Annotated in this window: 21 protein-coding genes and 2 tRNA genes; 5 read left to right on the plus strand and 18 right to left on the minus strand. The window is 61.9% G+C overall.

Annotation, left to right across the window (positions count from 1 at the left end; translation table 11 throughout):
- Window positions 1–6 precede the first annotated feature (6 nt).
- On the minus strand, window positions 7–660 hold the full coding sequence (locus tag MacB4_RS05735; protein ID WP_206862919.1) for a cytochrome c3 family protein: 654 nt from the start codon (window positions 658–660) through the stop codon (window positions 7–9).
- A 182-nt stretch (window positions 661–842) separates the two neighbouring features.
- A tRNA-Met gene (locus tag MacB4_RS05740) sits at window positions 843–914 on the minus strand.
- Between the two features lie 184 nt (window positions 915–1,098).
- Here MacB4_RS05740 and MacB4_RS05745 point away from each other — a divergent pair.
- Window positions 1,099–1,172: transfer RNA gene (locus tag MacB4_RS05745), tRNA-Pro, on the plus strand.
- A gap of 11 nt (window positions 1,173–1,183) precedes the next feature.
- Window positions 1,184–1,870 carry a polyphenol oxidase family protein gene (locus MacB4_RS05750; RefSeq protein WP_206862920.1) on the plus strand — a complete coding sequence of 229 codons (687 nt, stop codon included), beginning with the start codon at window positions 1,184–1,186 and terminating at the stop codon, window positions 1,868–1,870.
- Between the two features lie 62 nt (window positions 1,871–1,932).
- Here the strand turns inward: MacB4_RS05750 and MacB4_RS05755 are convergent, their stop codons facing one another.
- From MacB4_RS05755 to thrS, 10 genes are all read right to left on the minus strand, one after another.
- Window positions 1,933–2,295, minus strand: coding sequence for a hypothetical protein (locus tag MacB4_RS05755; protein ID WP_206862921.1), 363 nt, complete (start codon window positions 2,293–2,295; stop codon window positions 1,933–1,935).
- A 26-nt stretch (window positions 2,296–2,321) separates the two neighbouring features.
- On the minus strand, window positions 2,322–3,407 hold the full coding sequence (hpnH, locus tag MacB4_RS05760) for an adenosyl-hopene transferase HpnH (protein ID WP_206862922.1): 1,086 nt from the start codon (window positions 3,405–3,407) through the stop codon (window positions 2,322–2,324).
- Between the two features lie 54 nt (window positions 3,408–3,461).
- Complete coding sequence (locus MacB4_RS05765) at window positions 3,462–3,755, minus strand: twin-arginine translocase TatA/TatE family subunit (RefSeq protein ID WP_206862923.1); 294 nt, start codon at window positions 3,753–3,755, stop codon at window positions 3,462–3,464.
- Between the two features lie 99 nt (window positions 3,756–3,854).
- Window positions 3,855–5,615 (minus strand): (E)-4-hydroxy-3-methylbut-2-enyl-diphosphate synthase, encoded by a 1,761-nt coding sequence (gene ispG / locus MacB4_RS05770; RefSeq protein WP_206862924.1) that lies wholly within the window; start codon window positions 5,613–5,615, stop codon window positions 3,855–3,857.
- A 2-nt stretch (window positions 5,616–5,617) separates the two neighbouring features.
- Window positions 5,618–7,051 (minus strand): RIP metalloprotease RseP, encoded by a 1,434-nt coding sequence (gene rseP, locus MacB4_RS05775; protein ID WP_206862925.1) that lies wholly within the window; start codon window positions 7,049–7,051, stop codon window positions 5,618–5,620.
- Between the two features lie 2 nt (window positions 7,052–7,053).
- Complete coding sequence (locus MacB4_RS05780; protein WP_206862926.1) at window positions 7,054–8,217, minus strand: 1-deoxy-D-xylulose-5-phosphate reductoisomerase; 1,164 nt, start codon at window positions 8,215–8,217, stop codon at window positions 7,054–7,056.
- The gene (gene rplT / locus MacB4_RS05785) at window positions 8,214–8,591 is read right to left on the minus strand and encodes a 50S ribosomal protein L20 (protein WP_206862928.1); all 378 of its coding nucleotides are present in this window, start codon (window positions 8,589–8,591) and stop codon (window positions 8,214–8,216) included. The genes MacB4_RS05780 and rplT overlap by 4 nt, the downstream gene beginning before the upstream one ends.
- A gap of 160 nt (window positions 8,592–8,751) precedes the next feature.
- Window positions 8,752–8,961: a 50S ribosomal protein L35 gene (gene rpmI, locus MacB4_RS05790; protein ID WP_206862930.1), complete on the minus strand. Its 210-nt coding sequence runs from the start codon at window positions 8,959–8,961 to the stop codon at window positions 8,752–8,754.
- 32 nt (window positions 8,962–8,993) lie between these two features.
- Complete coding sequence (infC, locus tag MacB4_RS05795; RefSeq protein WP_206862933.1) at window positions 8,994–9,584, minus strand: translation initiation factor IF-3; 591 nt, start codon at window positions 9,582–9,584, stop codon at window positions 8,994–8,996.
- 1 nt (window position 9,585) lies between these two features.
- The gene (gene thrS, locus MacB4_RS05800; protein ID WP_206862935.1) at window positions 9,586–11,421 is read right to left on the minus strand and encodes a threonine--tRNA ligase; all 1,836 of its coding nucleotides are present in this window, start codon (window positions 11,419–11,421) and stop codon (window positions 9,586–9,588) included.
- A 283-nt stretch (window positions 11,422–11,704) separates the two neighbouring features.
- On the opposite strand from thrS, the gene lgt reads away from it, so the two are divergent.
- Window positions 11,705–12,511, plus strand: coding sequence for a prolipoprotein diacylglyceryl transferase (gene lgt, locus MacB4_RS05805; protein ID WP_206862938.1), 807 nt, complete (start codon window positions 11,705–11,707; stop codon window positions 12,509–12,511).
- Here lgt and cimA read toward each other — a convergent pair.
- Window positions 12,508–14,124: a citramalate synthase gene (gene cimA / locus MacB4_RS05810; RefSeq protein ID WP_206862940.1), complete on the minus strand. Its 1,617-nt coding sequence runs from the start codon at window positions 14,122–14,124 to the stop codon at window positions 12,508–12,510. The genes lgt and cimA overlap by 4 nt on opposite strands.
- Window positions 14,125–14,186: 62 nt before the next feature.
- On the opposite strand from cimA, the gene hpf reads away from it, so the two are divergent.
- Complete coding sequence (gene hpf / locus MacB4_RS05815; RefSeq protein WP_242529128.1) at window positions 14,187–14,555, plus strand: ribosome hibernation-promoting factor, HPF/YfiA family; 369 nt, start codon at window positions 14,187–14,189, stop codon at window positions 14,553–14,555.
- Window positions 14,556–14,612: 57 nt separating this feature from the next.
- Here the strand turns inward: hpf and MacB4_RS05820 are convergent, their stop codons facing one another.
- The 5 genes from MacB4_RS05820 to MacB4_RS05840 are packed head-to-tail and all read right to left on the minus strand — an operon-like array spanning window position 14,613 to window position 21,497.
- On the minus strand, window positions 14,613–16,364 hold the full coding sequence (locus MacB4_RS05820; protein WP_206862943.1) for a M3 family oligoendopeptidase: 1,752 nt from the start codon (window positions 16,362–16,364) through the stop codon (window positions 14,613–14,615).
- Window positions 16,365–16,407: 43 nt separating this feature from the next.
- Complete coding sequence (locus MacB4_RS05825) at window positions 16,408–18,825, minus strand: glycosyltransferase (protein ID WP_206862944.1); 2,418 nt, start codon at window positions 18,823–18,825, stop codon at window positions 16,408–16,410.
- A complete protein-coding gene (locus MacB4_RS05830) occupies window positions 18,812–19,552 on the minus strand; it encodes a DUF2334 domain-containing protein (protein ID WP_206862946.1) in 741 nt (246 codons plus the stop codon). The genes MacB4_RS05825 and MacB4_RS05830 overlap by 14 nt, the downstream gene beginning before the upstream one ends.
- Window positions 19,549–20,259 (minus strand): GNAT family acetyltransferase, encoded by a 711-nt coding sequence (locus tag MacB4_RS05835; protein ID WP_206862948.1) that lies wholly within the window; start codon window positions 20,257–20,259, stop codon window positions 19,549–19,551. Before MacB4_RS05835 ends, MacB4_RS05830 begins: the two co-directional genes overlap by 4 nt.
- A 26-nt stretch (window positions 20,260–20,285) precedes the next feature.
- Complete coding sequence (locus tag MacB4_RS05840) at window positions 20,286–21,497, minus strand: glycosyltransferase (RefSeq protein ID WP_206862950.1); 1,212 nt, start codon at window positions 21,495–21,497, stop codon at window positions 20,286–20,288.
- Between the two features lie 201 nt (window positions 21,498–21,698).
- Between MacB4_RS05840 and MacB4_RS05845 the strand changes: the two genes are divergently transcribed.
- A complete protein-coding gene (locus MacB4_RS05845) occupies window positions 21,699–23,132 on the plus strand; it encodes an outer membrane beta-barrel protein (protein WP_206862952.1) in 1,434 nt (477 codons plus the stop codon).
- The last annotated feature ends 100 nt before the right edge of the window (window positions 23,133–23,232 follow it).

Genomic DNA, 23,232 nt, shown 5'->3' on the forward strand with positions numbered 1-23,232 from the left:
CGCAACCTACCGGTGACAGGCAGAGCAGTTGTCGGAGGGCTGAATTTTCTCCTGCTCGACCAGATGCTTGCCCATCTCGACCTGCGATTGCCCGCTCGGGAGCTGCCATCCTAGATCAAAAACCTTCTCCTGCGGCCGGACGAAATACTCCGGATTCCGATGACAATCCAAGCACCAGCTCATGCTCAGGGGGGTCTTGTGATAAATGGTCTTCATCTGGTTCACCTCCCCATGGCAGCTGAAGCAGCTCACCCCCCGGTTCACGTGGGCGGAGTGGTCGAAGTAGACGTAATCCGGCAATTGATAGACCCGAGTCCATCGCACCGGCTCTCCACTCTCCCAGCTCTCGCGCAATGCGGCCAGCTTCGGGCTGTCGGCTTTGACCATCCGGTGGCAGGACATGCAGGTTTGGGTCGTCGGCACGTTGGAAAATCCGCTCTTCTCCACGAAGCTATGGCAGAAGCGGCAGTCGAGCCCAAGGCCCGTTACATGCAGGGAATGATCGAAGGGAATCGGCTGCTTGGGCATGTAGCCGACTCGCGTGTATTTCGGCGTGAAGTAGTAGGCGATCCCAGCGACCGTCAGGGCGGCGATGATGAGAATTCCAACTACGATCTTCCGGGGAAGCTCATTGGCCGCTTTCCCGAAAAGATTCGCCATTCGTTACACCCCGGCCCCTGCGATTCTGCGAGAAAGACCCTCCCGTCCAGGAAGCTCCCGTCGCCTGGAACCTCCTCCCGCAGTGAAAAACCGGCTAACACAGCGGCTGCTAGGCAACAAGCCTTTTGGCGGGGAAGATAGCGAAAACCCGAGCATGCTCGATGACATTTCCCTCTTTCCCGTGGCAGGGGAGAGAATCGAACTCTCGACCAAGGGCTTATGAAACCCCTGCTCTGCCGCTGAGCTACCCTGCCGGACGGATCTTGACGCGACCTCTACCTCCCACGTCCCGCGACAAGCGGAGGCCTCTCCCGGCGCAACCGAATTACCGCTATTCTTTTTGGCGCTGGGGGAAGGTCAACACAAATTCCGGAATCCATGAGGCGGAGAAAGAACTTTGCCTTTGGCCGAATCTCTCTACAATGGCTCTCAGCTTGGCGGGCTGTGGCGCAGTCTGGTAGCGCGCTTGGTTCGGGACCAAGAGGTCCAGGGTTCAAATCCCTGCAGCCCGAGTGGACCCTGTATGGCTACGACATCGTCAGCCACCCCGCTCGATTCTATCGCGTCGGCTCACACAGAATCGCGGAAGCAGGCGACCTCCGGCGTCCGGTCGTCATGGGAATTTTTTCCTGCCCTTACCGCAGCGAAGGTTCCCCACGGCTTTTCCCTTCGAACCGGCGGGATCGACCATCCCCCTCCGATTCGCGACCTCGGCATCGACCCCGACCGCCTGATCGGAGCCGAGCAGCCCCACGGCAATGAGATCGCTTTCGTCGAAAACGCCTCGCGTCGGTTCTATCCGGGCGTCGATGGTCTTCTCACCCAATGCCCAGGAGTTGCGCTCAAGATCCGGATCGCGGACTGCGCCGCCGTCTATCTCTTCGATCCGGAGATTCCGGCCCTCGGCCTCGTCCACTCCGGACGGAGGGGGAGTGAAGCAGGGATCGTTACCAAGGCGATCGAGGGGTTCCGAAATCGCTGGGGCTCCCCGGCCGAACGCCTGATGATCCAAATCAGCCCCTGCATCCGTCCGCCCCACTACGAAGTCGATTTTGCGCGGCAGATCCGGGAGCAGGCTCTGGACATGGGAGTTCGCTCTCTCTTCGACTGCGAAACCTGCACGGCCTGCCACCTCGACCGCTATTTTTCCTATCGGGCAGAGAAGGGGAAGACCGGGAGAATGTGGGCGGTCGCCATGCTGCCGGTTTGAGCTTGCCTGGACCCCCTTCGGCGCGAGCGATCGTTCGAAGAGTTCGCCGACCCCACCCACAATCAAAGAATGCCTTGGCGGCGCATCTCGGAAGCGATCTGGTCCGCTTCCCGTTTGCGCTCGCCGTTCTTCTTGGCCTTCCAAGCCTCGTAGGATCTCCCATCGGCCGCATCGGCTCCGCTCAGCACGATCTCCTCGATCTCCCGATAGGGAATGCTCACGGAGCCAGAGCCTTCGGAGAGCATCAACTGGACGAAGGCTTCCGTCCCCTCACCCACACGGTTGAAAAGATAGCCCGTCAGGGTCCTGCCCCCGGAAAGGTGCAGGGTGATGTCTCCACGGTAATGAAAGGCCATCTCGATCTGGTCCACCAGCTTCCCAATCGCTGGCGCCTCGCCCCGGGAGCGGATCGAACGTTCTTCCATGATGCCGGCCTCCCTGCTCCCGCTTCCTAGACCGCTACCGTTTCCTGCCGCTTCCCCGGGTGGCGCGGGGGCGTTTGGTCGATGCCCGACGACGGTGGGGATGCTCCATCGCCCAGGCTTGCACGAATCGTGCGGAGCAGCCCGGCAAAGGAACCGAAGGTGTCATTGACGGCACTCGGCTCGTATCCGGAATGGACCATGCAATCGGCACAGCGAGGATTCCCGCTGCGCCAGCCATAGTCTTCCCAGCGGGTCGTCTGCATGAGCTCCTGGAAGCTCCTTGCGTATCCCTCCTGGAGAAGATAGCAAGGGCGCTGCCAGCCGAAGATGTTGTAGGTCGGGTTGCCCCAGGGAGTGCAATCGTACTCGATCTTTCCTTGAAGGAACTCGAGGAAGAGCGGGGAGAGATTGAACTTCCAGCTTTTCTTTCGCTCTCGGAAGACCTCGCGGAAAAGCACCCGCGTCTTCTCCCTCTTCAGGAAGTGCGCTTGGTCGGGAGCCTTCTCGTAGCTGTACCCCGGGGAGAACATGATCCCCTCGATCCCCAGCTTCATCGCTTCGTCGAAGAACTTGCGAATCCTCTCGGGGTCCGCCCCGTCGAAAAACGTCGAGTTAACGGTTACGCGAAAGCCGCGACGAACCGCTTCCTGAATCCCCGCGACCGCGGTCTTGTAGACGCCGTCCCGACAAACTGACTCATCATGATCTTCTTCGAGGCCGTCAAGATGGACGCTGAAGGTCAGATACTGCGACGGGCGAAAGAGATCGATCTTCTTTTTCAGCAGGAGTGCATTGGTGCAGAGATAGATGTACTTCTTGCGCGCAATCAGGCCTTCTACGATGCGATCGATCTCCGGATGAATCAGCGGCTCGCCCCCGGGGATGCTGACGATGGGAGCGCCGCACTCCTCCACAGCCGCCCAGCACTGTTCGGGCGTCAGCCGTCGGTTCAGGATGTGATCCGGATATTGGACCTTGCCGCATCCCGCACAGGCGAGATTGCAGCGAAAGAGGGGTTCCAACATGAGGACCAGGGGGTATCTCTTCCGGCCTGTGAATCTCTGTTTGAGAATATAGGAAGAAACCGTCCAAATTTGCGAGAGCGGCACCATAAGGTTTCCAGGGTACGACGAGACAGCGGACTGTCAATCCTCGAAACGGCACACTCAGGAGGATTTCTCTCCCCCCCGGGGGACCGCCCCGTCAGGGGACGCCATGGGCGCAGAAGGAGCAGGAGAGGACTGAGCCGTGGATGCGGAGGAGGTGCCGACCTCAGGTTCTCGCAAGGAATGGTGCATCTCCCGTTCGAAGTCCTCCCGGGCCTTGTGGAACTCGCCCAGGGCCTTGCCAACGCCTCGTGCCAGCTCGGGAAGCTTTTTCGCGCCGAAGAGAAGGAAGACGACGACGAAGATCCAAAACCACTCTGAACCCGACGGCAAGCCGAATGCCAACCAGAGCATATTCGACTCTACTCTCTTCCCGGATTTATGCCAACTCCGATCCGCCTCCCGCCAGGGCGGGAGCGGCTTTCCCTTGCCTGCTAGAAAAGGCGAAGGACATCAAGACGAAGGCGGCTCTACCCATTTCCCTTCCCCGGCAATGAGCGAGATCAAGGAGTCGACCGCCTGCTCCTGCGGGATATTGAACCGGACCGCCTTCTTCCCGACGTAGAGATTGACCTTGCCCGGAGCCCCGCCGACGTAGCCGAAGTCGGCGTCGGCCATCTCCCCGGGACCATTGACGATGCAGCCCATTACCGCAATCTTGACCCCTTTGAGATGCCCGGTCGCCTTCCGGATCCGCGCCGTAGTTTCCTGCAAATGGAAGAGAGTCCTCCCGCACGAGGGGCAGGCCACGAAGTCGGCTTTGAAGCTCCGGTTGCCGGTCGCTTGCAGAATGTTGTACGAAAGCTCGAGCGCCTTCCGCGGATCGGCTTCTCCCCGCAAGAGGATCGCGTCCCCAATACCGTCACAGAGAAGGGCTCCGAGCTGGAGGGCGCTGTTGAGCAGAGATCGCAGCGGATCTCCCTCCTCCCCCGGGAAGAAGGTGTCCTTGAGCAGAATCGGGTGGTGCGCCGGGATCCGCGCAGCGAGCATCCGAAAGGCATAGAGTGGAGGATAAGGACAGCCATCCCGGATGGTAACCAATCGAGGGGGTCCGCCCCCCAATGCCGTCAGTGCCGCCGAATCCTCTGGGTCCACCTCCTCGACGAGGCGCGGCTGGTAGCCGAGCTCCGGAACGATTTCGGTTCCCGCGGACGCCGCCTCCAACGCCGCAAGGTTCTCCTCGAGAACGGCGACGCGCACCGGCTCCCCTCCGCCAACCGTGGGATTCCGGTCCCAACGGTGTGACTCCCGGCGCTGAAAGGAAAACGGGTCGAACGGAGGGACGATTCGGTCCCGCGGTCGCGGAGCGGTGGCGAACTGCTCGACCAGCGAGCGCAACGCCTTGGCCACGGGAATCTCCCGCACGCTATCCTCCGTCAAGGAGACGCGGATCGTATCGCCGATTCCATCCGCCAAGAGGGCGCCGATACCCACAGCACTCTTGACCCTTCCGTCTTCTCCGTCTCCCGCCTCCGTCACTCCGAGGTGAACCGGATAGTTCCAATCAGGACCAAGCTCCTGGAGAGTGGCCACCAGCCGCCGATAGGCCGAGATCATGATCCGGGGATTGGAAGCCTTCATCGAGAAGACGATCCGGTGAAAGCCCGCCTTCCGGCAGATGCGCGCATACTCGAGGGCGCTCTCGACCATCCCCAGCGGGGTGTCCCCGTACCGATTGAGGATGCGGTCGGAGAGGCTGCCATGATTGGTTCCGATCCGCAGGGCGATCCCCCGTCGCAGACAGAGCTCCACGAGCGGAAGGAAGGAGTCCTCCAGCTGCTCGACGGCGGATGCGTACTCGGCATCGGTATAGCTTCGAACCACGAACTTCTTCCGGTCCGCATAGTTGCCGGGATTGATCCGGACCTTATCCACCCACTGCGCAGCCTCCATGGCCGCCTCGGGCTTGAAATGGATGTCCGCGACCAGCGGGACCGGGCAACTGCGTCTTCGAAGCTCTTCCCGGATGGCCCGAAGGTTTGCGGCGTCCTTGACCGTAGGAGCGGTGATGCGCACAAGCTCGCAGCCGGCCTCGACCAAGTCGAGAGCTTCCCGCACGCACGCTTCGGTATTCAGGGTGTCGGAGGTCAGCATCGACTGAAGGACGACGGGGGATCCGCCTCCGATCGTAACCGGGCCGACGGGTACCTCCCGCGAGCTGCGCTTGATGTACCGGGAAGGGTCGGGAACGAAGGGGGAAGCGCTGTGTGTCATGGCTACTTGGTTTCCGAAGGCGAGGCGGGATGGATCTTCCCTGGGAACTGCATCTCCGGCCCCTTCGAGCCTCTCCAAGGCAGATCCTGGACATCGAAGAAGGTCACATAGAGGATGAAGCCGACGATCAAGGTCGCAAAGATCACTTGGAGCGCCTCGAGGAGGCGGACGCTGAGCGGCCTCCCTCGCACCCATTCGGCAAGGGAAAGGAGGATGTGCCCGCCGTCCAGGACCGGAATGGGCAGGAGGTTGAGGAGGGCCACATTGACATTGAAGAGCACGCTGAACCAGAGAGCGAGCCTCCAGCCATACGGACTCTGGAAGAGCAGGTAGTACAAGCGCATGATGCCCACGGGGCCGGAAAGATGCTGCGGCTTGATATCCGAGCGGGGAGAGAGCATGGCTGTCACGGTACTGGTCATCGCCCGCACGCTAAGGAGAATCTGCTCCACGGGATTCGGATGCACGATGCTCATCGTACCCGCTAAGTCCCACTGAATTCCGATTCTGGGAACAGTCTCCGCCACCGGCACCTCCGGGACGATCTCAACCGCTCGGTTTCGGCCCGCTCGAGCCACTTCCAGGGAGAGAGGCTTGCCCGGATGCTTCAGAACGTAGTCATTGAGCGCAATCGGCGAGCGGAGGCGTCGACCATCGACGGAGAGGATCTGATCGCCCGGCAGCAACCCCGCTTCCGCAGCGGGGCTCTTCGGGAAGACCCGGGCGATCGTCGGAGTCTCTTCGGGCAGGATCAAGATCTGTCGCAATCCCTTGCGCTGGAGGAAGCCCCGTTCCTCCCGAACGGGGGCAACGGACAACGTGAGCATCTTCCCTTCGCGTTCCACCGTGATGGGGATCTCGCTCTCCTCGCTTCGGACGATGTTCCAGGTGATCGCACTGTCATCCATCCCCTGAAAGCGGCGAACCGGATGCCCATCCACTTGAAGAATCCGGTCACCAGCCTGAAGCCCCGCCTTCTCCGCCGGCGAGTCGGGAAAGACATACCCGATTGTCGTTGTCGCCTCGCTCTGGCTGACCGGTCGACCGACCACCCAGACGATGAGCGAGAAGAGAAAGGCCAGCACGACATTGGCCGCTGGCCCCGCCAGGGCCACGAGAATCTTGTCCCACGGCTTGGCAGGAGGAAGCGGGTCGGTGCCCCCCGCCTGTTTTCCCTCGAGGAGCTCAGCTCCCGCCATCTGGGGGAGCGCCACGAATCCCCCCGCCGGGATCCAGCCCAAGGCGTAGGTGACCCCGGCCACCTCTTTCTCCCAGAGAGCCGCCCCAAACCAGATTTGAAAACGCTCCACGTGGATCCCCCGCAGCCGAGCGGCCAGGAAGTGCCCCAATTCGTGGACCACGATCAAGACATTGAAGAGAAAGAGGACCTCGAGCAGGGTCCCCGCGAACCGCACGATTTCGCCGAACGGCACCATGGCTAAGGATAGCCCTTCTTGCGGATCCACTCAACTGCCGCAATGCGCGCCTCTTGGTCGACCCGCTGCAAGACTTCCAGGTCCCTTGCCTCGACCGGCTTGTGCGCCTCGATCGCCGCTTCCACGCATCGTGCGATCGCCGGAAACGGAATCCGCCTCTCCAGAAATGCAGCGACGGCCACCTCGTTGGCGGCGTTGAGCACGCAGGGTGCCGTCCCGCCCGCCTCCCCGGCCCGACGAGCCAACCGGAGCGCCGGGAAGCGCTCATGATCCGGCTCTTCGAACGAGAGGCGGCCGACGGTCGCCAAATCCAGAAATCGCACGGGGCTCGGGAGGCGCTCCGGATAGGTAAAGGCATATTGGATCGGCAGGCACATGTCGGATTGGCTCAGCTGCGCGAGCTGGGAGCCGTCCACGAATTCGACCAGGGAGTGAACGATGCTCTGCGGATGTACGACGACGTCGATCGCCGAAAAGGGCGCGGAAAAGAGCCAATGCGCCTCGATCATCTCCAGCGCCTTGTTGAACAGGGTCGCCGAATCGATCGTGATCTTCTTTCCCATCTTCCAGGTCGGATGATCCAAGGCGTCTTCGACCGTGGCCGTCTCGATCCGCCGGGCGTCCCAGGTGCGGAAGGGCCCGCCCGAGGCGGTCAGGACGATCCGCCGCAGATGGGCGGCCGGAGCCTCCCCGAGGCATTGAAAGACCGCGTTGTGCTCGCTGTCGACGGGCAAGATCGCGATCTTCCGCGCCCGGGCCTCCGCCATGACGATCTCCCCGGCCATCACAAGGACTTCCTTGCTGGCCAAGGCCAAGCTCTTTCCCGTTCGAATTGCGGCCAGAGAGGGACCGAGCCCCGCGGTCCCTACGATCGCCACGAGCACCATCTCCGCCTCTGTCTCGGCTACCAGCTCGGATAGCCCGACCGCACCGTGGTAGATTCTGGTCTTCGCGGGGAAGCCCTGGCGCCAGGCGTTGCCCGCTGGCGGGCTATGGAGCCCGACCGCTCTGGGACGAAACTCATCGGCCTGCGCCCGCAACTCGTCAAGCTGCCTTCCGGCAGCCAAGCCGACCACCTCGAGTCGTTCGGAGAGTTGCCGGACGACCGTGAGCGCACTCCGCCCGATCGAGCCCGTCGAGCCGAGGATCAGGACGCGCTTTTTCATGCCGCCGGGACGGCCGGCAGGCAAACTTTCTCTTTGGCGAGGGAAACGATGCGGGAGAACTGTTCCGGGGAACGGACCGCGAGATCGGCCAGCACCTTTCGGTCGAGGCCGATTCCCGCTTGGGTCAATCCCTCCCAAAAGCGGCTATAGGTCATCCCCTCCGCTCGAGCCGCCGCGTTGATTCTGGCAATCCAGAGGCTGCGGAATTCTCGCTTTCGGGCCTTCCGATCCCGGTAGGACCAATACTTGGCTTTGAAAATCGCGTCTTTCGCATACCGGTAGAGCTTGCTCCGCCTTCCGCGGAAGCCGCTCGCCTGCTCGACGACGCGCTTGCGCCGCTCGCGCGAAGCCGGCCCATTCGTTGCTCTTGCCATAATTCGTTCCTTTCTTTCGTGCCGCTCCCCTCAAGCGAAGCGAGCACGGTCTCGCTCCGAGAAACCTGGGGATGTTGCCGGCTCCTTCCCGGAAAGTCAAAGAGGAAAGGTTGGCAGGAGGCGGCGTCCGGAAGCGTTCCAGCCTGTCCGAAGACCTGTCCTAGCCAAATGGGAGGCTGTCGCGCACATGACCGACGTCCTCGCTCCGGACGGCCTTCGCCTTGCCCAGACGCCGCATTCTCTTTCGATTCTTGCTGGAAGCCAGATGACGCCTCCCCGCGCGAGGGGCAAGCACCTTTCCTCGAGCCGTTACCTTAAATCGCTTGACGACCGCCTTCTTGGTCTTTCTGCGAGCCACTGCTTTGGGCATACCCTCTTCTTCCTTTCTCTCACGGTGAGGGCTCAAGCGCTCTCCGCTTCCCCTTCCTCCGTATACTTGTGGGTTCTCTTTTGCGCGGGCAGAGGGAGAAGCATCAAGACAATACTTCGACCGATCGGCTTGATCTCTTGGTCCGCCGCTCCGACGTGGCCGAGATCATCGCGCACGCGCTTCATCAGCTCCACGGCAAGCTCCTTGTGGATATTCTCCCGCCCGCGAAGCAGCAGATTGAAGCGCACCTTCATGCCCTTCCACAGGAATCCTTCCGCGTGCTTCAGCTTGATCTGGTAATCGTGCGCATCGATGTTGAGGTGGAGTTGCAGCTCCTTGAGCTTCGAGGTGCCCGCGCTCCCCTTCTTCGAATCCTTCTCCTTCTTGGCCTGCTCGTACTTATACTTGCCGTAATCGAGGATCTTGCAGACCGGAGGCTTGGCATTGGGAGCCACTTCCACCAGGTCGAGCATCCTGCCGCGCGCGGCCGCCTGAGCCTCGCCCGCAGACATCACCCCGAGCGGCTTTCCGTCGGAGTCGATAACGAAGACCTCCGGTGCACGGATGAATTGATTGATCCGTACGCGAGGCTGCCGTTGAAAGGAACGAAACGGAGGGCGCACGCTACAGAGACCGCCTTGCCACCTCTTCGACTACCTGATCCACAAATGCCGTCAGGGTCATTACGCCGAGGTTCCCTCGCTTGCGGCTCCGCACCGAGAGATTCTTTGAAGATTGCTCGTTCTTTCCAACAATGGCCATATACGGGATCTTCTGCCGTTCGGCAATGCGAATTTTCGCATTCAGCGTCTCGCTTTTCTCATCGACGGTGACCCGCAGCCGCCGCTGCCGCAATGCGGCGGCGACCTCCCGCGCGTAATCGAGCTGCAGGTCGCTGATCGGCAAGATCCGCACCTGCTCCGGAGCAAGCCAGACCGGAAAATCCCCCCCGAAATGCTCGGTCAGGATGGCCAGGAAACGCTCGAGCGAACCAAACGGAGCGCGATGGATCATGACCGGACGGTGGTCGCGATTGTCGGAGCCAACGAAGGTCAGCCCAAAGCGGATGGGCAGGTTATAGTCGAGCTGCACCGTGCCCAGCTGCCACTCGCGCCCCAAGCAGTCCCGGACCAGGAAGTCGATCTTGGGGCCGTAGAAAGCGGCCTCTCCCGCCTCTTGCGTAAAGTCGAGTCCCGCCAGCCGAATCGCGGAGGCGAGCGCGGCCTCTGCCTTCTCCCAAAGCTCCGGCTCGCCGATGTATTTCTCGGATTCGGGTCCGCGCAGGCCCAGTCGGATCCGGCAATCCCGCAAATCGAGCGTGGCAAGCACGGTCCGGACGAGCTCCAGGCAGCCTCCTACCTCGGCCTCGACCTGGTCCTCTGAGCAGAAAATGTGCGCATCGTCCTGAGTAAACCCACGCAGCCGAGTCATGCCGCCCAACTCTCCGGACTTCTCCCAGCGATAGACCGTGCCGAACTCGGCAAGCCGCACCGGAAGCTCGCGATACGAACGGGGGCGGCTGGCGAAGATCCGGATATGCATGGGACAGTTCATCGGCTTGAGCAGATAGCCGCCGAGCGCTCCGCTCTCCATCCGGTTGGCATAGTCCCCGCAGCTGCATCCCTCGTGAACCAGGTTCTCCCAAGCCGCAGGCTCCGGAATCGGAGGGTACTGGGACTCCCGGTAGAAGGGGAAATGACCGGAGGTGCGATAGAGCCCGAGCTCACCGATGTGGGGGGTAAAGACGGTCTCGTACCCCTGCGCGGCCAGAAGCTCGCCCAGGAAGGCCTGAAGCTCCTGACGGATCAGGGCCCCGCGAGGAAGCCAGAGCGGGAGGCCGGCGCCCACCGCGTCGTCGAAATAGAAGAGCTCAAGCTCGCGACCGAGCTTGCGATGATCCCGTCTCTTGGCCTCCTCGAGTCGTGCCAGGTGCTCCTCGAGCTCGCGCTCGGTGGCAAATGCCGTTCCATAGACCCTTTGGAGCTGGGGATTTCTTTCGTCCCCTCGATAATAGGCGCTGGCGACATGGGTCAGCCGGACCGCTCCTACCAACGCGGTGCTTCTCACATGGGGGCCGGCGCAGAGGTCGAGGAACTCTCCGTTCTGGTAGAGCGTGATCGGCTCATCCTCGGGAATGCCGCGCAGGATATCGAGCTTGAACTCACTCGGCACCGGCCGTTCGGAGAGAGCACCAAGCCGGCCGCGCAGCGCCAGCTTCTCGGCTTCCTCCCGGCCGGCGGGCACGCAGACGAACGGTTGCCCGGCGCGAACAATCTCGCGCATCTTCCCTTCAATCGTTGGGAAGTCCTCGGGAGAAATTCGATGGGGGAGAGAGAGGTCGTAGTAGAAGCCGTTCTCCACCGGAGGTCCGGCGGCCAACTGGGCCTCCGGCCAGATCTCCAGTATCGCGGTTGCCAGGATGTGCGCGGCGGAATGCCGCAAGGTTTCAAGCTCGGTCACGATGTTTCTTCCGTTGTTTCCCTCTTCCGATCCTCGCAAGAGTATGCCCGGTCCCGCCGATCGACAAGAAAGGAGGAGATGGGTCTGTCCACCTGGCTCGCGAGAGCTCTTGCCCGTAACCCATTCCGACGCTCAACAAAGCAGACGCCCTCAGATTTGCAAGCCGCAGGCAGAAATTTCAAAGGGAAGCGGCCGGACCGACCCTTTGGGTGGAAGAAGATCTTCCCGCAACGCCCGCCTTGCCGAAGCCCATTCTGCCGCGTAGCCTCGGCCACCGCCGCCGATGTTCGCCTACTACGTCGACAACCTCAGCCCCTATCTCGTCCGCTTTCCGGGCGGCTGGGGAATCCGGTACTACGGCCTCGCCTATCTCCTCGGCTTCCTCTTCCTCTGGTGGGGGCTCCATGATCAGCGGAGAAAGGGCTGGCTTCGCTTAACCGACCGACAGGTCGATGACTTCGTGTTCTGGCTCGCTCTTGGCGGCGTCATCGTGGGGGGCAGGCTCGGCTACTGCCTGCTCTATGACCTTCCTCACATTCTCCGCCAGCCGCTGGGGCTTTTTGCCCTCTGGCAGGGAGGAATGTCGAGCCACGGAGGCATCGGCGGGGTCCTGATCGTCCTCTTTTTGAGCGCGCGACGGTGGGGGGTTCCCTTTTTCCATCTTGCCGATGCCGTTGCCTGGTGCACGCCCGTGGGGCTCGGGTTGGGGCGGATCGCCAACTTCATCAACGGGGAGCTTTGGGGTCGACCCGCCACGGTGCCTTGGGCCGTAATCTTTCCGGAGGCCCCACCGGTGCGAGGGCTGCCGGTCCCACGCCATCCGTCACAACTCTACGAAGCGGCGCTCGAAGGGTTGTTTCTCTTCGCGCTGGTCGCCTGGCTGCGGGCGCGCGGCTCGCGAGAAGGCACGGTCGCCCTCTCCTTTCTCGCCGGCTACAGCGTCGTGCGCATCCTGGCGGAATGTTTTCGCGAGCCCGATGCCCAGATCGGGTTCTATTTCGGTTTCCTGACACAAGGGCAGCTTCTATCGATGGTCACGCTCGTTCTCGCGGCCCTCCTCTGGTGGCTACGAAGGCGGAGTGATGCCTAGACCACCACGGGGGATCGCTTCGAGCGCAGGAGCCAATACTCGATGCTGTCGACGAGGGCCTCCCAGGAAGCCTCCACGATGTTGGTCGAGACGCCGACGGTCGTCCAGCTTGTCATCCCATCCGATGATTCAACCAGGACCCGTGTTACGGCTCCGGTGCCCCCCACGGGCCCCAGGATTCTCACCTTGTAGTCGCGCAGGCCGACGCGGGCGAGGTCGGGATAAAATCGCTCGAGGCCGCCGCGTAGAGCCCGGTCCAAGGCATGAATCGGGCCGTCACCCTCAGCCACCGTGTAGACGGCCTCTCCCCTGACCGACAGCTTCACCGTGGCCTCGGAGACTTCATACTCCTTGGCGGGAAAGTGTCGGATCGAGACATGGTACTCGACCAGCTGGAAGAACGGAGGATAGGGAAGCAAGCGTCTGCGAAGGAGCAGCTCAAATGATGCGTCCGCTGCTTCGAATTCATAGCCCTTTCCTTCCATCTCCTTGATCTGCTGGAGTGCTGCGCCCGTGCGCGCATCATCCTCGCGGAGCGCCAATCCCAACTCCCGTGCCTTGATGGCGATATTGCTTCGTCCGGAAAGCTCGCCTACGAGAACCCGGCGACGATTTCCCACGGCTTCCGGCTCGATATGCTCGTAGCTGCGGAAGAGCTTGCCGATCGCGTTGACGTGAGTGCCTCCCTTGTGAGCGAAAGCGCACCGGCCGACGAAGGGCGCCCGCGGATTCGGCGCGAGATTAGCCGTCTCGTCGACGAACCGGGAAAGCTCCTGGAGGCGCGAAAGACCTCCGGGGGGAAGCGCGCTCCTGCCCAGCTTGATTTCCAGATTGGCGATGGTCGAGATGAGGTTGCAGTTGCCGGTCCGCTCCCCGTAACCGTTGACCGTCCCCTGGACTTGAGTCGCCCCCGCTTGGACCGCGGCCAACGCGTTGGCAACCGCAAGCTCGCTATCGTTGTGCGTATGAATGCCGACGCGGGAGCCGACCTTCTGCCGGGCCAGGGCGGTCAGCTGCGCGATCCTCTCGGGCAGAGATCCGCCGTTGGTGTCGCACAGAACCACCCAGTCGGCACCCGCCTCGGATGCGGCCGCAAGGCACTCCAGAGCATAATCGGGATCCTCCCGATATCCGTCGAAGGCATGCTCGGCGTCGTAGATCACCTCTTTCCCGCGGGCCTTGAAGAAGGCGACCGTGTCTCGGATCATCGCCAAGTTCTCCGCGGGAGTGGCACGCAGGATTTCCCGGACATGCAGAAGCCAAGTCTTGCCGAAGACCGCGACGGATCCCGTTCCGGCATCCAGGAGCATGCGAATCTGGGGATCCTGCTCCACGGAAATGCCAGCCCTTCGGGTACTCCCGAACGCGACGATCCGGCTCGCCCGGAGCGGAAGACGCGAAACCTCCTGGAAAAACGCCAGATCCTTCGGATTGCTTCCCGGCCATCCCCCCTCAATGTAGGAGATCCCCAGCTCGTCGAGCTTCTGGACGATCCGCAACTTATCCGGAAGGGAGAAGTGGACATTCTCCCCTTGCGCGCCATCGCGCAGGGTCGTGTCGTAGATTGTGACGACCCCATCGGAATTGCAAACCCGCTCTGTCCGGCCCGACATCACTCCTACCTTTCTCGCAGAAAACCCCTGGACAAAGGGAAAGCCAGGGAAGAGACTTTACAATGATGCAGATCCAATGGAATCCGCAAGGAATTAAGCTGACGGCACCTCTTTACTCCTATATCGAGAAAAAACTACAAAAGCTCGAGCGCTACGAGGATCGGATCGTCGGGGCTCACGTCACCGTCCAGCATGATCCGCCCAAGGCTACCCTCAACAAGCAAGCCTTCATCGTCAAAGTCCATCTTTCCCTCCCCGGACGGGATCTCCACGCGGAAGATCACGGACACGACCTCTACCAGGCGATCGACCTGATCGCGGACCGTCTGGAAGGTCAGCTCCGGCGCCGGAAAACCGAACTGACCGAAAAGCGTCGACACGAATCCCGAGAAGCAAAGGGGGAGGTCCACTCCGGTCCACCGCCGGAATAGCCAGCGGGTGTTCCCGCGCCCTTCCTGCCCGAGCCGTAGATCGGACGCCAACGCCCACTACAGCGCTCCCTCCGTTCCGCCCGTTGCGCCACCAAGACGCTCGAGCTCTTCCCGAGCCGCTGCGACGAGCGATCTCAGGTTGTCTTGTCCGAACGAAAAGGGGACCCCGGCAGCGGCAAAAAGCTCGGGAAGGGGCTTCGAGCCTCCGAAGGCGAGTGCCCGTCGGTATGCTTCCAAGGCGCCGGCAGGGTCGATCAGGGAGCGTCTCCAAATCCCCAAGGCGCCCAGCTGGGCGATCCCATACTCGATGTAATAGAAAGGATATTCGAAGATATGGAGTTGCCGGTGCCAGAGGGAACGCAGAACCTCTTCGTACCCGGACCAGTCCTCTCTTCCGCCGAAACGCCGCAGCAACTCTACCCAGGAGGCAGCCCTCTCGTCCCGGGAATGATCGGGATGGGTGTAGAGCCAGTGCTGGAACCCGTCCACTACCGCCATCCAAGGAAGAAAGCGGAGGATTCCCTCCAGATGGTTGCGACGAGCCCGCCGCAGCTCTTCTTCTCCGTAAAACTCTCCCAGGTAGGGAGCGGCCAAAAGCTCCATGGACATTGACGCCACCTCGCAAAATTCCAAGGGAGCGGAACGATAGGCATAAAGAGGCTGGGTACGGGCAAGAAGGGTATGAAACGCATGGCCGCTCTCATGCAAGAGGGTTTCGAGGTCGCGATGGGTACCGACCGCGTTCATGAAGATGAAGGGCAGTCGAGCTTCGGAGAGCGTGCTCTGGTAGCCGCCAGGGGCCTTCCCCTTTCGGTTCTCGAGATCAACCAAGTTGTCCCGGCGCAATTGCCCGAAGAGATCTCCCAACGGTTCGTCGAGGGCGCGGATGACCTTTTCGGTCTTTTCCAGCAGCTCGCCACTCGTCCGAAACGGGCGAAGCGGGGGCTTCCCCTCGATGTCGACCGCTAGATCCCAGGGACGTAGGCGCTCCACCCCCAGCCGCTTTTCGCGTCGAACATCCATCTCCCGGCAAAGAGGGACAACTGCTTCTTCGATCGCCCGACCGAACTCGAGGCAATCTCCCGGGGTGTAATCGAATCGCTCGGCGCGCGCGAAGGCATATTCGCGGTAGTCGGGAAAGCCGGCGCCGGCAGCGATCTCCCTTCGCAAGGCAAGAAGGCGATCGAAGATCTCCTCCAGCGTCTCGGCGTCTTGCCCCCTGCGCCAGGCGATCTGCTCCCAGGCCGTTCGCCTCCTCGCTCGATCCGGCTCCTCGAGCACCCTTCCCACCTGGGCGAGCGTCTGCTCCTTCCCGTCGAAGAGGATCGTCATCGCCCCGATGACCTTTTGATATTGCTGAGAAAGGCGCGCCTCCTCCGTCTCCCGTGCAATATTCTCCTCGCAAAAAAGGCGCACCTGCATTTCCACGCTCCGCCGGAAGACCGCGTAAGAATCGGGGAGCGTGTTGATACACGGGTGCTGGCAAAAGGCACGGAGGATTCCCATCTGCCGTGCCTTCCTCCACGGATCAACGACAGTGAGAATTTCCAGATACGCTTTCTCGCGCTCCGGATCATCCGTCTGAGCGGTCATCGCGATGTAGCGCTTGGCCCGCACCTCGTCCATCGCGGCCTGGACTTCGTCGTAATGACCGAGCCAAGCTTCCAAAGCGGGCGCCGATCGGGCATCGCCCAGCTCTCGTTCGAGCCGCCCGAAATGTTCCTCGAGAACGGGTAGGGAACAGAGGTCGGTCTCGGCGGGGAGAAAAGTGCGAGCGGCAAAGGGAGCAACAGGAGCGAACGAGTTCATTGGAGAAAACACCCTTGCCACCGGTGAGGGACGGGGGCAAGCCTCAATGCGGTCGTTCGGCAGGAGATCCGACCGATTCCCAAAATCGGCCGAAGGCCTGTTCCCAATTCCACGACCGGCGAACTTCTTCCGCTGCCCTTTCGCGCTCGGCGAGAGTGGGAGGAGCGATCAGCAGATCAGAGATCGCACGCACCCATTCTTCCCGGGAGCCAGCCCGACAGGCACGCCCCATCCCGAACTGAGCCAGAAGCTCCGGGGGTCCGCCCACATCCGATACCACAACGGGCAGCCCGGAGGCCATGGCTTCGAGAACCGCATTGCCGAATGTATCGGTTGTGCTCGGGAAAACGAAAATATCCGCGGAAGCATACGCCTGGCTCAGTTCCCTGCCGGTCAAGACCCCGGTAAAGAGCGCTTCGGGAAGAAGGCGCATCAATTCCGGACGATAGGGGCCTTCTCCCACGAACGCGAGGGAGAATTTCAGGCCTCGATTCCGCAACCCTTCGGAGACCGTCGGCAAGAACCCGAGCTCCTTCTCCTTGGAGATCCGTCCGACGTAGAGGAGCACAGGGCCCGCCGCTCCACGCCGCGTCCAGAAATCGGGTTGCCGGAAGGAGGGGTGGAACGAATCGACCTCGATGCCGCGTGGGAGAATCTCCAGCTTTTCCTCGGGCAGACCCCGCTTTCTCCAGGAACGGAGGTAGGTAGAAGAGTTCACATAGGTCTTCGCCATCTGGCCGTAAAACCAGTCCATATAGCTCCATGCCAGCCCTTCCATCCACGAATCCTGGCTGAGAAAGCGCGTATACTGCGGGAAGTCGGTGTGGTAGATGCCCACCGTTCGCAGACCGAGGATCTTCCCGATCGCCAGCGCGGAGAGCCCGATCGGTCCCGGCGTGCTGACGATCAGTTCGGTGAATCGCTCCTTATGCACGAATTCGAGGAGGTCAAAAAAAGGAGGGAACGCGAGCTTCTGCAACTCGTATTCCGGGATCGCAAACTCGCCGATCGGAGGAAAGTTCCGGAAGCGGATTCCATCGATTTTCGGGTGGGCCCGCGAGGTGACGACGGTTAAATCCGCCCCGACGCGGGACGCGGCCTGGGCCATCGCCTGGATCGTCCTGGTGACTCCGTTGACCTCGTCGAGGGTATCGGTGAACCACGCCCGTTTGCACGAGAGGATCTCGGCGGGAGGTGAGGAAAGGTAGCGGCGGCAGAGATCCCGCAGGAACCCACGATCAAAACCTTGGCGTTGAAAGGCCAGAAGATGGGGAGCCGCCGCGGCCCCCACAGGCAGGAGCCCTGCGACGGACTGGAACGCTTCGAGCACGCTCCCGCGCCCGAGCTGGGCAACCGCACCGCCCAGGAGACGATAGGCCAATTGGTTCACGAGATAGGAGGCGACGCGAAACGAAGCGTCCACCGGGGTTGCCGCCCGGCCGATGATCCGATCGATCTCTCCCCGAACCTCGGCGTTGGTAAAGAAATCGGCAAAGGCGCGTACCAGCGTCCCCTCTCCGGGTTTGAGCAGCTCGAAGACTTGCCCGCTGCGCACCGCCGCCGCCAGGTGGCCGATCCGTTCTCCTAGGGAAAATGCCGTTGGGTTTTGCCCGGAGACAAAGCGCTCGGCGATCTTTTGCAGCAGAGCCGCCGCCAAGGGAGCGGACTGCCGAAGCCGCTCCTGAGCATACTGGAATCCGATGTTGTAAAAGGCGATCGAGACGCGCGCCGGGTCGCCCGGCACCCCGCCGCCGGTTCTACCCTTCCCGGAAAAGAGCCCCCGGAAAAACCCGTCGATGGTGCCGTCGTCATCGACTTCCGTCCACAAGGTCCCTAGGGAAAGCCCCCCGTGATCGTTCGATCCCCCCACAAAAATTTTGCGGTGGCATTGGCCGTCAACGGGAGCCATCCCTTGGCGCTTCGCCATTTCGGCAATTCGCTCGGGTGTCAAGGCAAGCAGGCAGAGACGAGCAATCTCCTGCGGTAGCCCGGGACGGCTGCCGTCCGCGGTCTCGAAGCCGCGAAAGAGCAAAATCAGCTTCTCGAAGTGATCGGGAGAGAATTTGCCGTTGAGATTTTCCAAAGGGTGAGCAACCGCGTGAGGAATCTTCCTCGACCGGAGAAACGATGCCAGCTCCTCGATATCCGGGGCGAGCTCTTGAATGCGCGGGTGGTCTGCTTCCTGGATGTTCCAGACCAACAAATGAATCTCGCATCCGTCGGCAAAAAAAGTCGTTACTTCCTCGCTCAGGAAGACGTCGGGATGTCGTTCCCGCATCTCCAGGCAGCCGTCGATGCGATCATGGTCGGTGATCGTCTTCCACCTCATGCCTGCCGCGGAGAGCTTCTGATAGAGAGTCTCGGGATCGGTGTAGCTCTGCCGGCAGCCGATCTTGCGCAAGATCCACTCGGAAGGCCGGTCCGAATACCGGGAATGAAGATGGAGATCAGCGCGAGACATAGCGAAGATAGCTGAGAGGGCGAGCTCCTCGATCGAGGACCCGCTTGACGATCCGTTCAATCTGACTGCGAATCGGGCGATAGACCAAATCTGATGGGTGGAGGCTCACGCGCACCACGTTCCGGGCGGAATCCCGGGAAAGGAGGCGATTCCAGGCGAGAGAAGAGGCCCTGCGCCAGCCCGCGCGGGTACTCCAGCAGTGGGTCCGCGTGGGAGTCCAGCGCTCGACGGGGCGAAGGGTCAGGATCCCGCCGATCTGCGTCGTGTAACGAAACCCTTCCCGCGCCAGCAGTTGCGGCAGCTCCGAAGCCATTAGCCAGCCAGGAGCCACGAATCCTTCGGTCGGCCAACCCTGCGCTGCAAAGAGCTCGCGGGCGAAACGGAGGCGCTGAACGGCCATGGTCTGCGGCAGGTCGAAAAACTCCGCTTCCCGCCGGGTATAGATCTCCGTCCAAAACCAGCTCCGCAAGCCCTGCGCCCCGGCCTCACGCGAATGGAAGCAACCGTGTACGACCACTTCGTCTCCCTGTTGCCTTTGGAGATCGACCCATCGACAGAACTCGGGATCTTCACAGAAGGACGGTCCCTCGTGGTAGGCGGGAATGACGAGCAGGCTCGCTTCCCCAACCCCCCAGTCCCGCAACTGCTCCCGCTGTCGGGCCACGAGCGAAAGAGACGCTGGGTGGAGGTCGTGGAGAGAGACGATCAGCGCAGTCGCCTCTTTCATTCGTGCGCAGGCGGGTGAGCGCCGTAAAGCCGGGGGTTGGCCTCGAGGTCCTTGACCACCGTGCAGAGATAGACCGACCCCGGGAAACGGTCGGCGTACTTGGTGACCGCCACCCGGTCCACCACTCGAAAGCCGTAACGCTCGAACATCTTTTCCCCTCGACGGCGATCGAAGACGACGATCTGGCCGTAGACCGCCTTTTCGCCCTTCTGGACGAGGTAGCCCAAAAACGCGTCTACCAGCTCCCGAGTCCGCGTCACGCTGCGCCACGGCGCCAGAATATTAAAATGAAAATGGGGGATGCCCGGAAGGCTTCGCGGAGATTCCCGACGCCCGTTCCAAAGGAGCCAGTGCAGATACCGACGGCTAGCGGGACGATAGAACGGATAGCGAGGGAGCATGCGCAGGAAGAGTTGCACGTTATGGATGGCATGATATCGAGACTTGGCACGCGAGTTCCGGCATCCCGTCAGGTAGCCGACAATCGTCCCTCCCGCCTCGCAAACCAGCGTCGATTCCGGCTCTCTGTCCGTGTAGTAGGATGTCAGGTAGTCAGCGAAGAGCTCGCGATCTTCGAAGACCTGGTCGATCGGGGAGCCCAAAAATCCGGTATCCGCGCAGACCCGACGAACTCCTTCTCGATCGCTCGCCCGGTAAGGACGAATCGCGACGGGGGCCGTCTCTTTCCCTTCTGCGGTCGTGTCCATCTCCCCTCTTTCGCTCCGGCCGGTGGCTACTCTGCCCGGGCCGCTCCCAGCGGAAGTGCCGCCGTCTCCTCGGTCCGATCGGCCCCTCCGATCGCCAGCCGGTAGTAACGCCACAGCGCCGCGAAGACGTTCGGCCACTGGTAGATCTCCCTCGTCCGTAGCGAAGCGGCAATCCCGATCTGCCGCAGGTCCTGCCCGGCGGCATGCTCGATTGCTCCCGCCAGCTCCTCGGGGCAGTTTCGCTGCGCCCATAAGTCGAGGCCGGCATGGATATGATCATCCATGTTGGTCCCCCGGATGCCGATGACGGGGCAACCGCAGGCTTGGCTTTCGACAGCGACCAGGCCGAAGGTTTCGACGACTCCTGGATGGACGAAAAGATCCGCCGCTCGGTAGCATCTCCGCAGCTCGGTCTTCTTTTCGATATAGGGCCGCCAGATCACTGCATCGGTTTCCTCCTGCAACCGCTGCACCTGCCTCCTCAGCGGTCCGTCACCGACCACAAGGAGCCGATAGTCACGTCGATGCGAGGCTCGAAGGGTTCGGAACGCGTGCAGCAAGACCGATATGTTCTTTTCTCGAGCGAGCCGCCCCACGTAGAGGAGCAGAAAGGCGGGATCGGGCACCGCGAGCTCTTCCCGCCATGCCCGATCGTCTGGCCCGGGACAAAACGTCTCCGCGTCGACTCCGAGCCGAATCGGGATCGTGTTGGTCACTCCCCAGGACTCCAAAAGCTTCTGAAGGGTGATCGAAGGCACGAAGGTGTACTGGAAGCAGGAGTACAACCGAACGATGTATTTCCGGGCCGCGGAGAGGACCATCTCCTCGACCAGGCGGCCCCCGAAGCGACAAGCCGTGCGCAAATACGCATCCGGAAAGTGGGAGTGATAGAAGCTGACGGCCGGAATGCCCAGCTCTCCCGCCCCTCGCAGGGCTGTCCACGCCAAATGATAGGGATCCCCGGACTCGACAATATCGGGGCGAATGTCGCGAAGAATCGAGCGGACCAGCGGAACGTTGCAAAGGACTCGATAGCGGGAGGTCCGGTCGATCTTCGGAGAGGCAATCGTGATCAGATGCGTCCGGCCCTCGCTCTGATGCGATGTCCTCTCTCCCGGGACGATCAGGTAATGCTCGTCCTCCGTTCGTCTGCTGACATGTTCCTGCTTTTCGCCGAGATAACGGCGCACCCCGCCGCTCCGCGGCGAATAGAATTGGGTCACGTCACAGATCTTCATCGGGGCGCCATCCTTTTTCTTCGCCGAGCGCGACCATTGCCTTCCCCCGGGCCGCCGCTCATTGAATACATTTTTCTGGCTGAAACAAGGAAAGGATAGGAAAGGTTTTCGGCCGGACGGCTACGGCTCGGGAGAGAGCACATCGCGATTTGCCTTGAGGGCGAAGATGGAAAACGGAGTTTCTCTCCTACGGGAAACGAGGTGTACAAGCAACCCCATTCTGTTTCGGGAGCCTTCCGAGCGCCCCCTTCGGTCTCCCTGCCCTCCCGCCTTTTTGTGACCTTAGCCTGGATCGGGCTCGCCCCCGCCCTTCCGGCAAAGGCCCAGTCCTCGGATTCCGCTCTCTCCGCCAGTCCCGTAGTATCGGAGGCCGCCGAGCTGCAGAAGGCGCTCGAAGAGGGAGGGATCGCCATCCAGACCGCGCGCCCGGGCGTACGACTCAGCGGATATCTCGACAGCTCGTTCGTCGATAACTTCATTCCTCCCAATGCCCGAATTCCGACCCGAATGGCCGACGACGGCATCCCCGGCGGAGGGTTCAATTTCAACGCGGTCCGGCTCCTTCTCGAAAAGCCGCTCGATGACCAGAACCGCTGGGAAACGGGATTCCGTGCGGATGTTTTCGTCGGCCAGGATGCGGCTTCCATGGGGGGACCGGACAACCTGGCTGGCCTGGGCACCCCGACGGAGGCTGGAAACGCCCGGAATGGCTCAAGCTTCCTGCTGGCCGAAGCCTATGCCAGCTTTCGGATCCCCGTTGGTAACGCCATCGACCTGAAGGTGGGAAAGTTCGTTCCTCCTTTAGGGTTCGAGGTGATGGAGCGCCCAGGCAACGTCAATTTCACCTATGGAAATCTCTACACCAACCTGATCCCAGAGATGGTCACCGGCATGGAAGCGGTCTATCGACCGCTCGATTGGGTGGAAACGACGCTCGGAGTGCTCGACGGATCCTTTAACGCAGCGCGCGCGGGCTTCCCGTTTTTCGGTGAAAGCACAAACACCCTCGGCAATGCGGCGGCCTATCTTTTCCTCGCCTCCGCGGGATTCGACGCACCCGCCCGCAATGCCCGCCTGATGGTAAGCGGCCTCTACGGGCCGAACGGGGCGAACCCTCCCGGCTTTGGATTGGCTCCTTCCCTTCCGGGTGCCGGAGTCTTTGTCGAAAGCCCCCTGAACCAGGCCGCGCCGTTCTTTTTAGGGGATGTCTGGGGAGAGTGGATTCCCCAGGCGGCACGCGACCGGCTCCTTCTCGCCTGGGAGACGACCGGTGGCTTCTACGAAGGGGTCGGTGCCCCCGGGACTGGCCCACTCCAGTCGTCGAGCTGGATCGGAGCCAGCCTTTGGGCCAAGTATCAGATGAACAGCCTCGCCAGCGCCGCCCTCAGGACCGATTGGATTCATGGGAGCGCCAACGAGATCCTTTCCGACCACGCCGGACCGACCGACATCTATAGTGTCACCGGGACTGTCGCCTTTGACATCTGGGAGAATCTGCTGGTGCGAACCGAATTCCGTATGGATTGGGGCGCCGCCGTCTACGGGACCCCGCTTTCCCCCATGGGAGCCCTTCTCTTCCCCATCTCGAGCGGCCCGGCTTTCCTCTGGGCGGTGGAAACCGTCTACTCGTTTTGACGGTCGGGGCCGCCGCGCTCCTCCGATCGATTGGCGGTCGAGCCAGCGAGCAACGATCGGGCCTGCGATCACGAGGCCGACGCCCTCCACGGACAGGCCG

This window comes from Methylacidimicrobium sp. B4, from assembly GCF_017310545.1.
Taxonomy (GTDB): Bacteria; Verrucomicrobiota; Verrucomicrobiia; order Methylacidiphilales; family Methylacidiphilaceae; genus Methylacidimicrobium.

Bases quoted from the DNA above. Each gene is read 5' to 3' on its own strand.
- MacB4_RS05735 (WP_206862919.1), bottom strand. From the start codon at position 660: ATGGCGAATCTTTTCGGGAAAGCGGCCAATGAGCTTCCCCGGAAGATC.
- MacB4_RS05750 (WP_206862920.1), top strand. From the start codon at position 1,184: ATGGCTACGACATCGTCAGCCACCCCGCTCGATTCTATCGCGTCGGCT.
- MacB4_RS05755 (WP_206862921.1), bottom strand. From the start codon at position 2,295: ATGGAAGAACGTTCGATCCGCTCCCGGGGCGAGGCGCCAGCGATTGGG.
- hpnH (WP_206862922.1), bottom strand. From the start codon at position 3,407: ATGGTGCCGCTCTCGCAAATTTGGACGGTTTCTTCCTATATTCTCAAA.
- MacB4_RS05765 (WP_206862923.1), bottom strand. From the start codon at position 3,755: ATGCTCTGGTTGGCATTCGGCTTGCCGTCGGGTTCAGAGTGGTTTTGG.
- ispG (WP_206862924.1), bottom strand. From the start codon at position 5,615: ATGACACACAGCGCTTCCCCCTTCGTTCCCGACCCTTCCCGGTACATC.
- rseP (WP_206862925.1), bottom strand. From the start codon at position 7,051: ATGGTGCCGTTCGGCGAAATCGTGCGGTTCGCGGGGACCCTGCTCGAG.
- MacB4_RS05780 (WP_206862926.1), bottom strand. From the start codon at position 8,217: ATGAAAAAGCGCGTCCTGATCCTCGGCTCGACGGGCTCGATCGGGCGG.
- rplT (WP_206862928.1), bottom strand. From the start codon at position 8,591: ATGGCAAGAGCAACGAATGGGCCGGCTTCGCGCGAGCGGCGCAAGCGC.
- rpmI (WP_206862930.1), bottom strand. From the start codon at position 8,961: ATGCCCAAAGCAGTGGCTCGCAGAAAGACCAAGAAGGCGGTCGTCAAG.
- lgt (WP_206862938.1), top strand. From the start codon at position 11,705: ATGTTCGCCTACTACGTCGACAACCTCAGCCCCTATCTCGTCCGCTTT.
- cimA (WP_206862940.1), bottom strand. From the start codon at position 14,124: ATGTCGGGCCGGACAGAGCGGGTTTGCAATTCCGATGGGGTCGTCACA.
- hpf (WP_242529128.1), top strand. From the start codon at position 14,187: ATGATGCAGATCCAATGGAATCCGCAAGGAATTAAGCTGACGGCACCT.
- MacB4_RS05820 (WP_206862943.1), bottom strand. From the start codon at position 16,364: ATGAACTCGTTCGCTCCTGTTGCTCCCTTTGCCGCTCGCACTTTTCTC.
- MacB4_RS05825 (WP_206862944.1), bottom strand. From the start codon at position 18,825: ATGTCTCGCGCTGATCTCCATCTTCATTCCCGGTATTCGGACCGGCCT.
- MacB4_RS05830 (WP_206862946.1), bottom strand. From the start codon at position 19,552: ATGAAAGAGGCGACTGCGCTGATCGTCTCTCTCCACGACCTCCACCCA.
- MacB4_RS05835 (WP_206862948.1), bottom strand. From the start codon at position 20,259: ATGGACACGACCGCAGAAGGGAAAGAGACGGCCCCCGTCGCGATTCGT.
- MacB4_RS05840 (WP_206862950.1), bottom strand. From the start codon at position 21,497: ATGAAGATCTGTGACGTGACCCAATTCTATTCGCCGCGGAGCGGCGGG.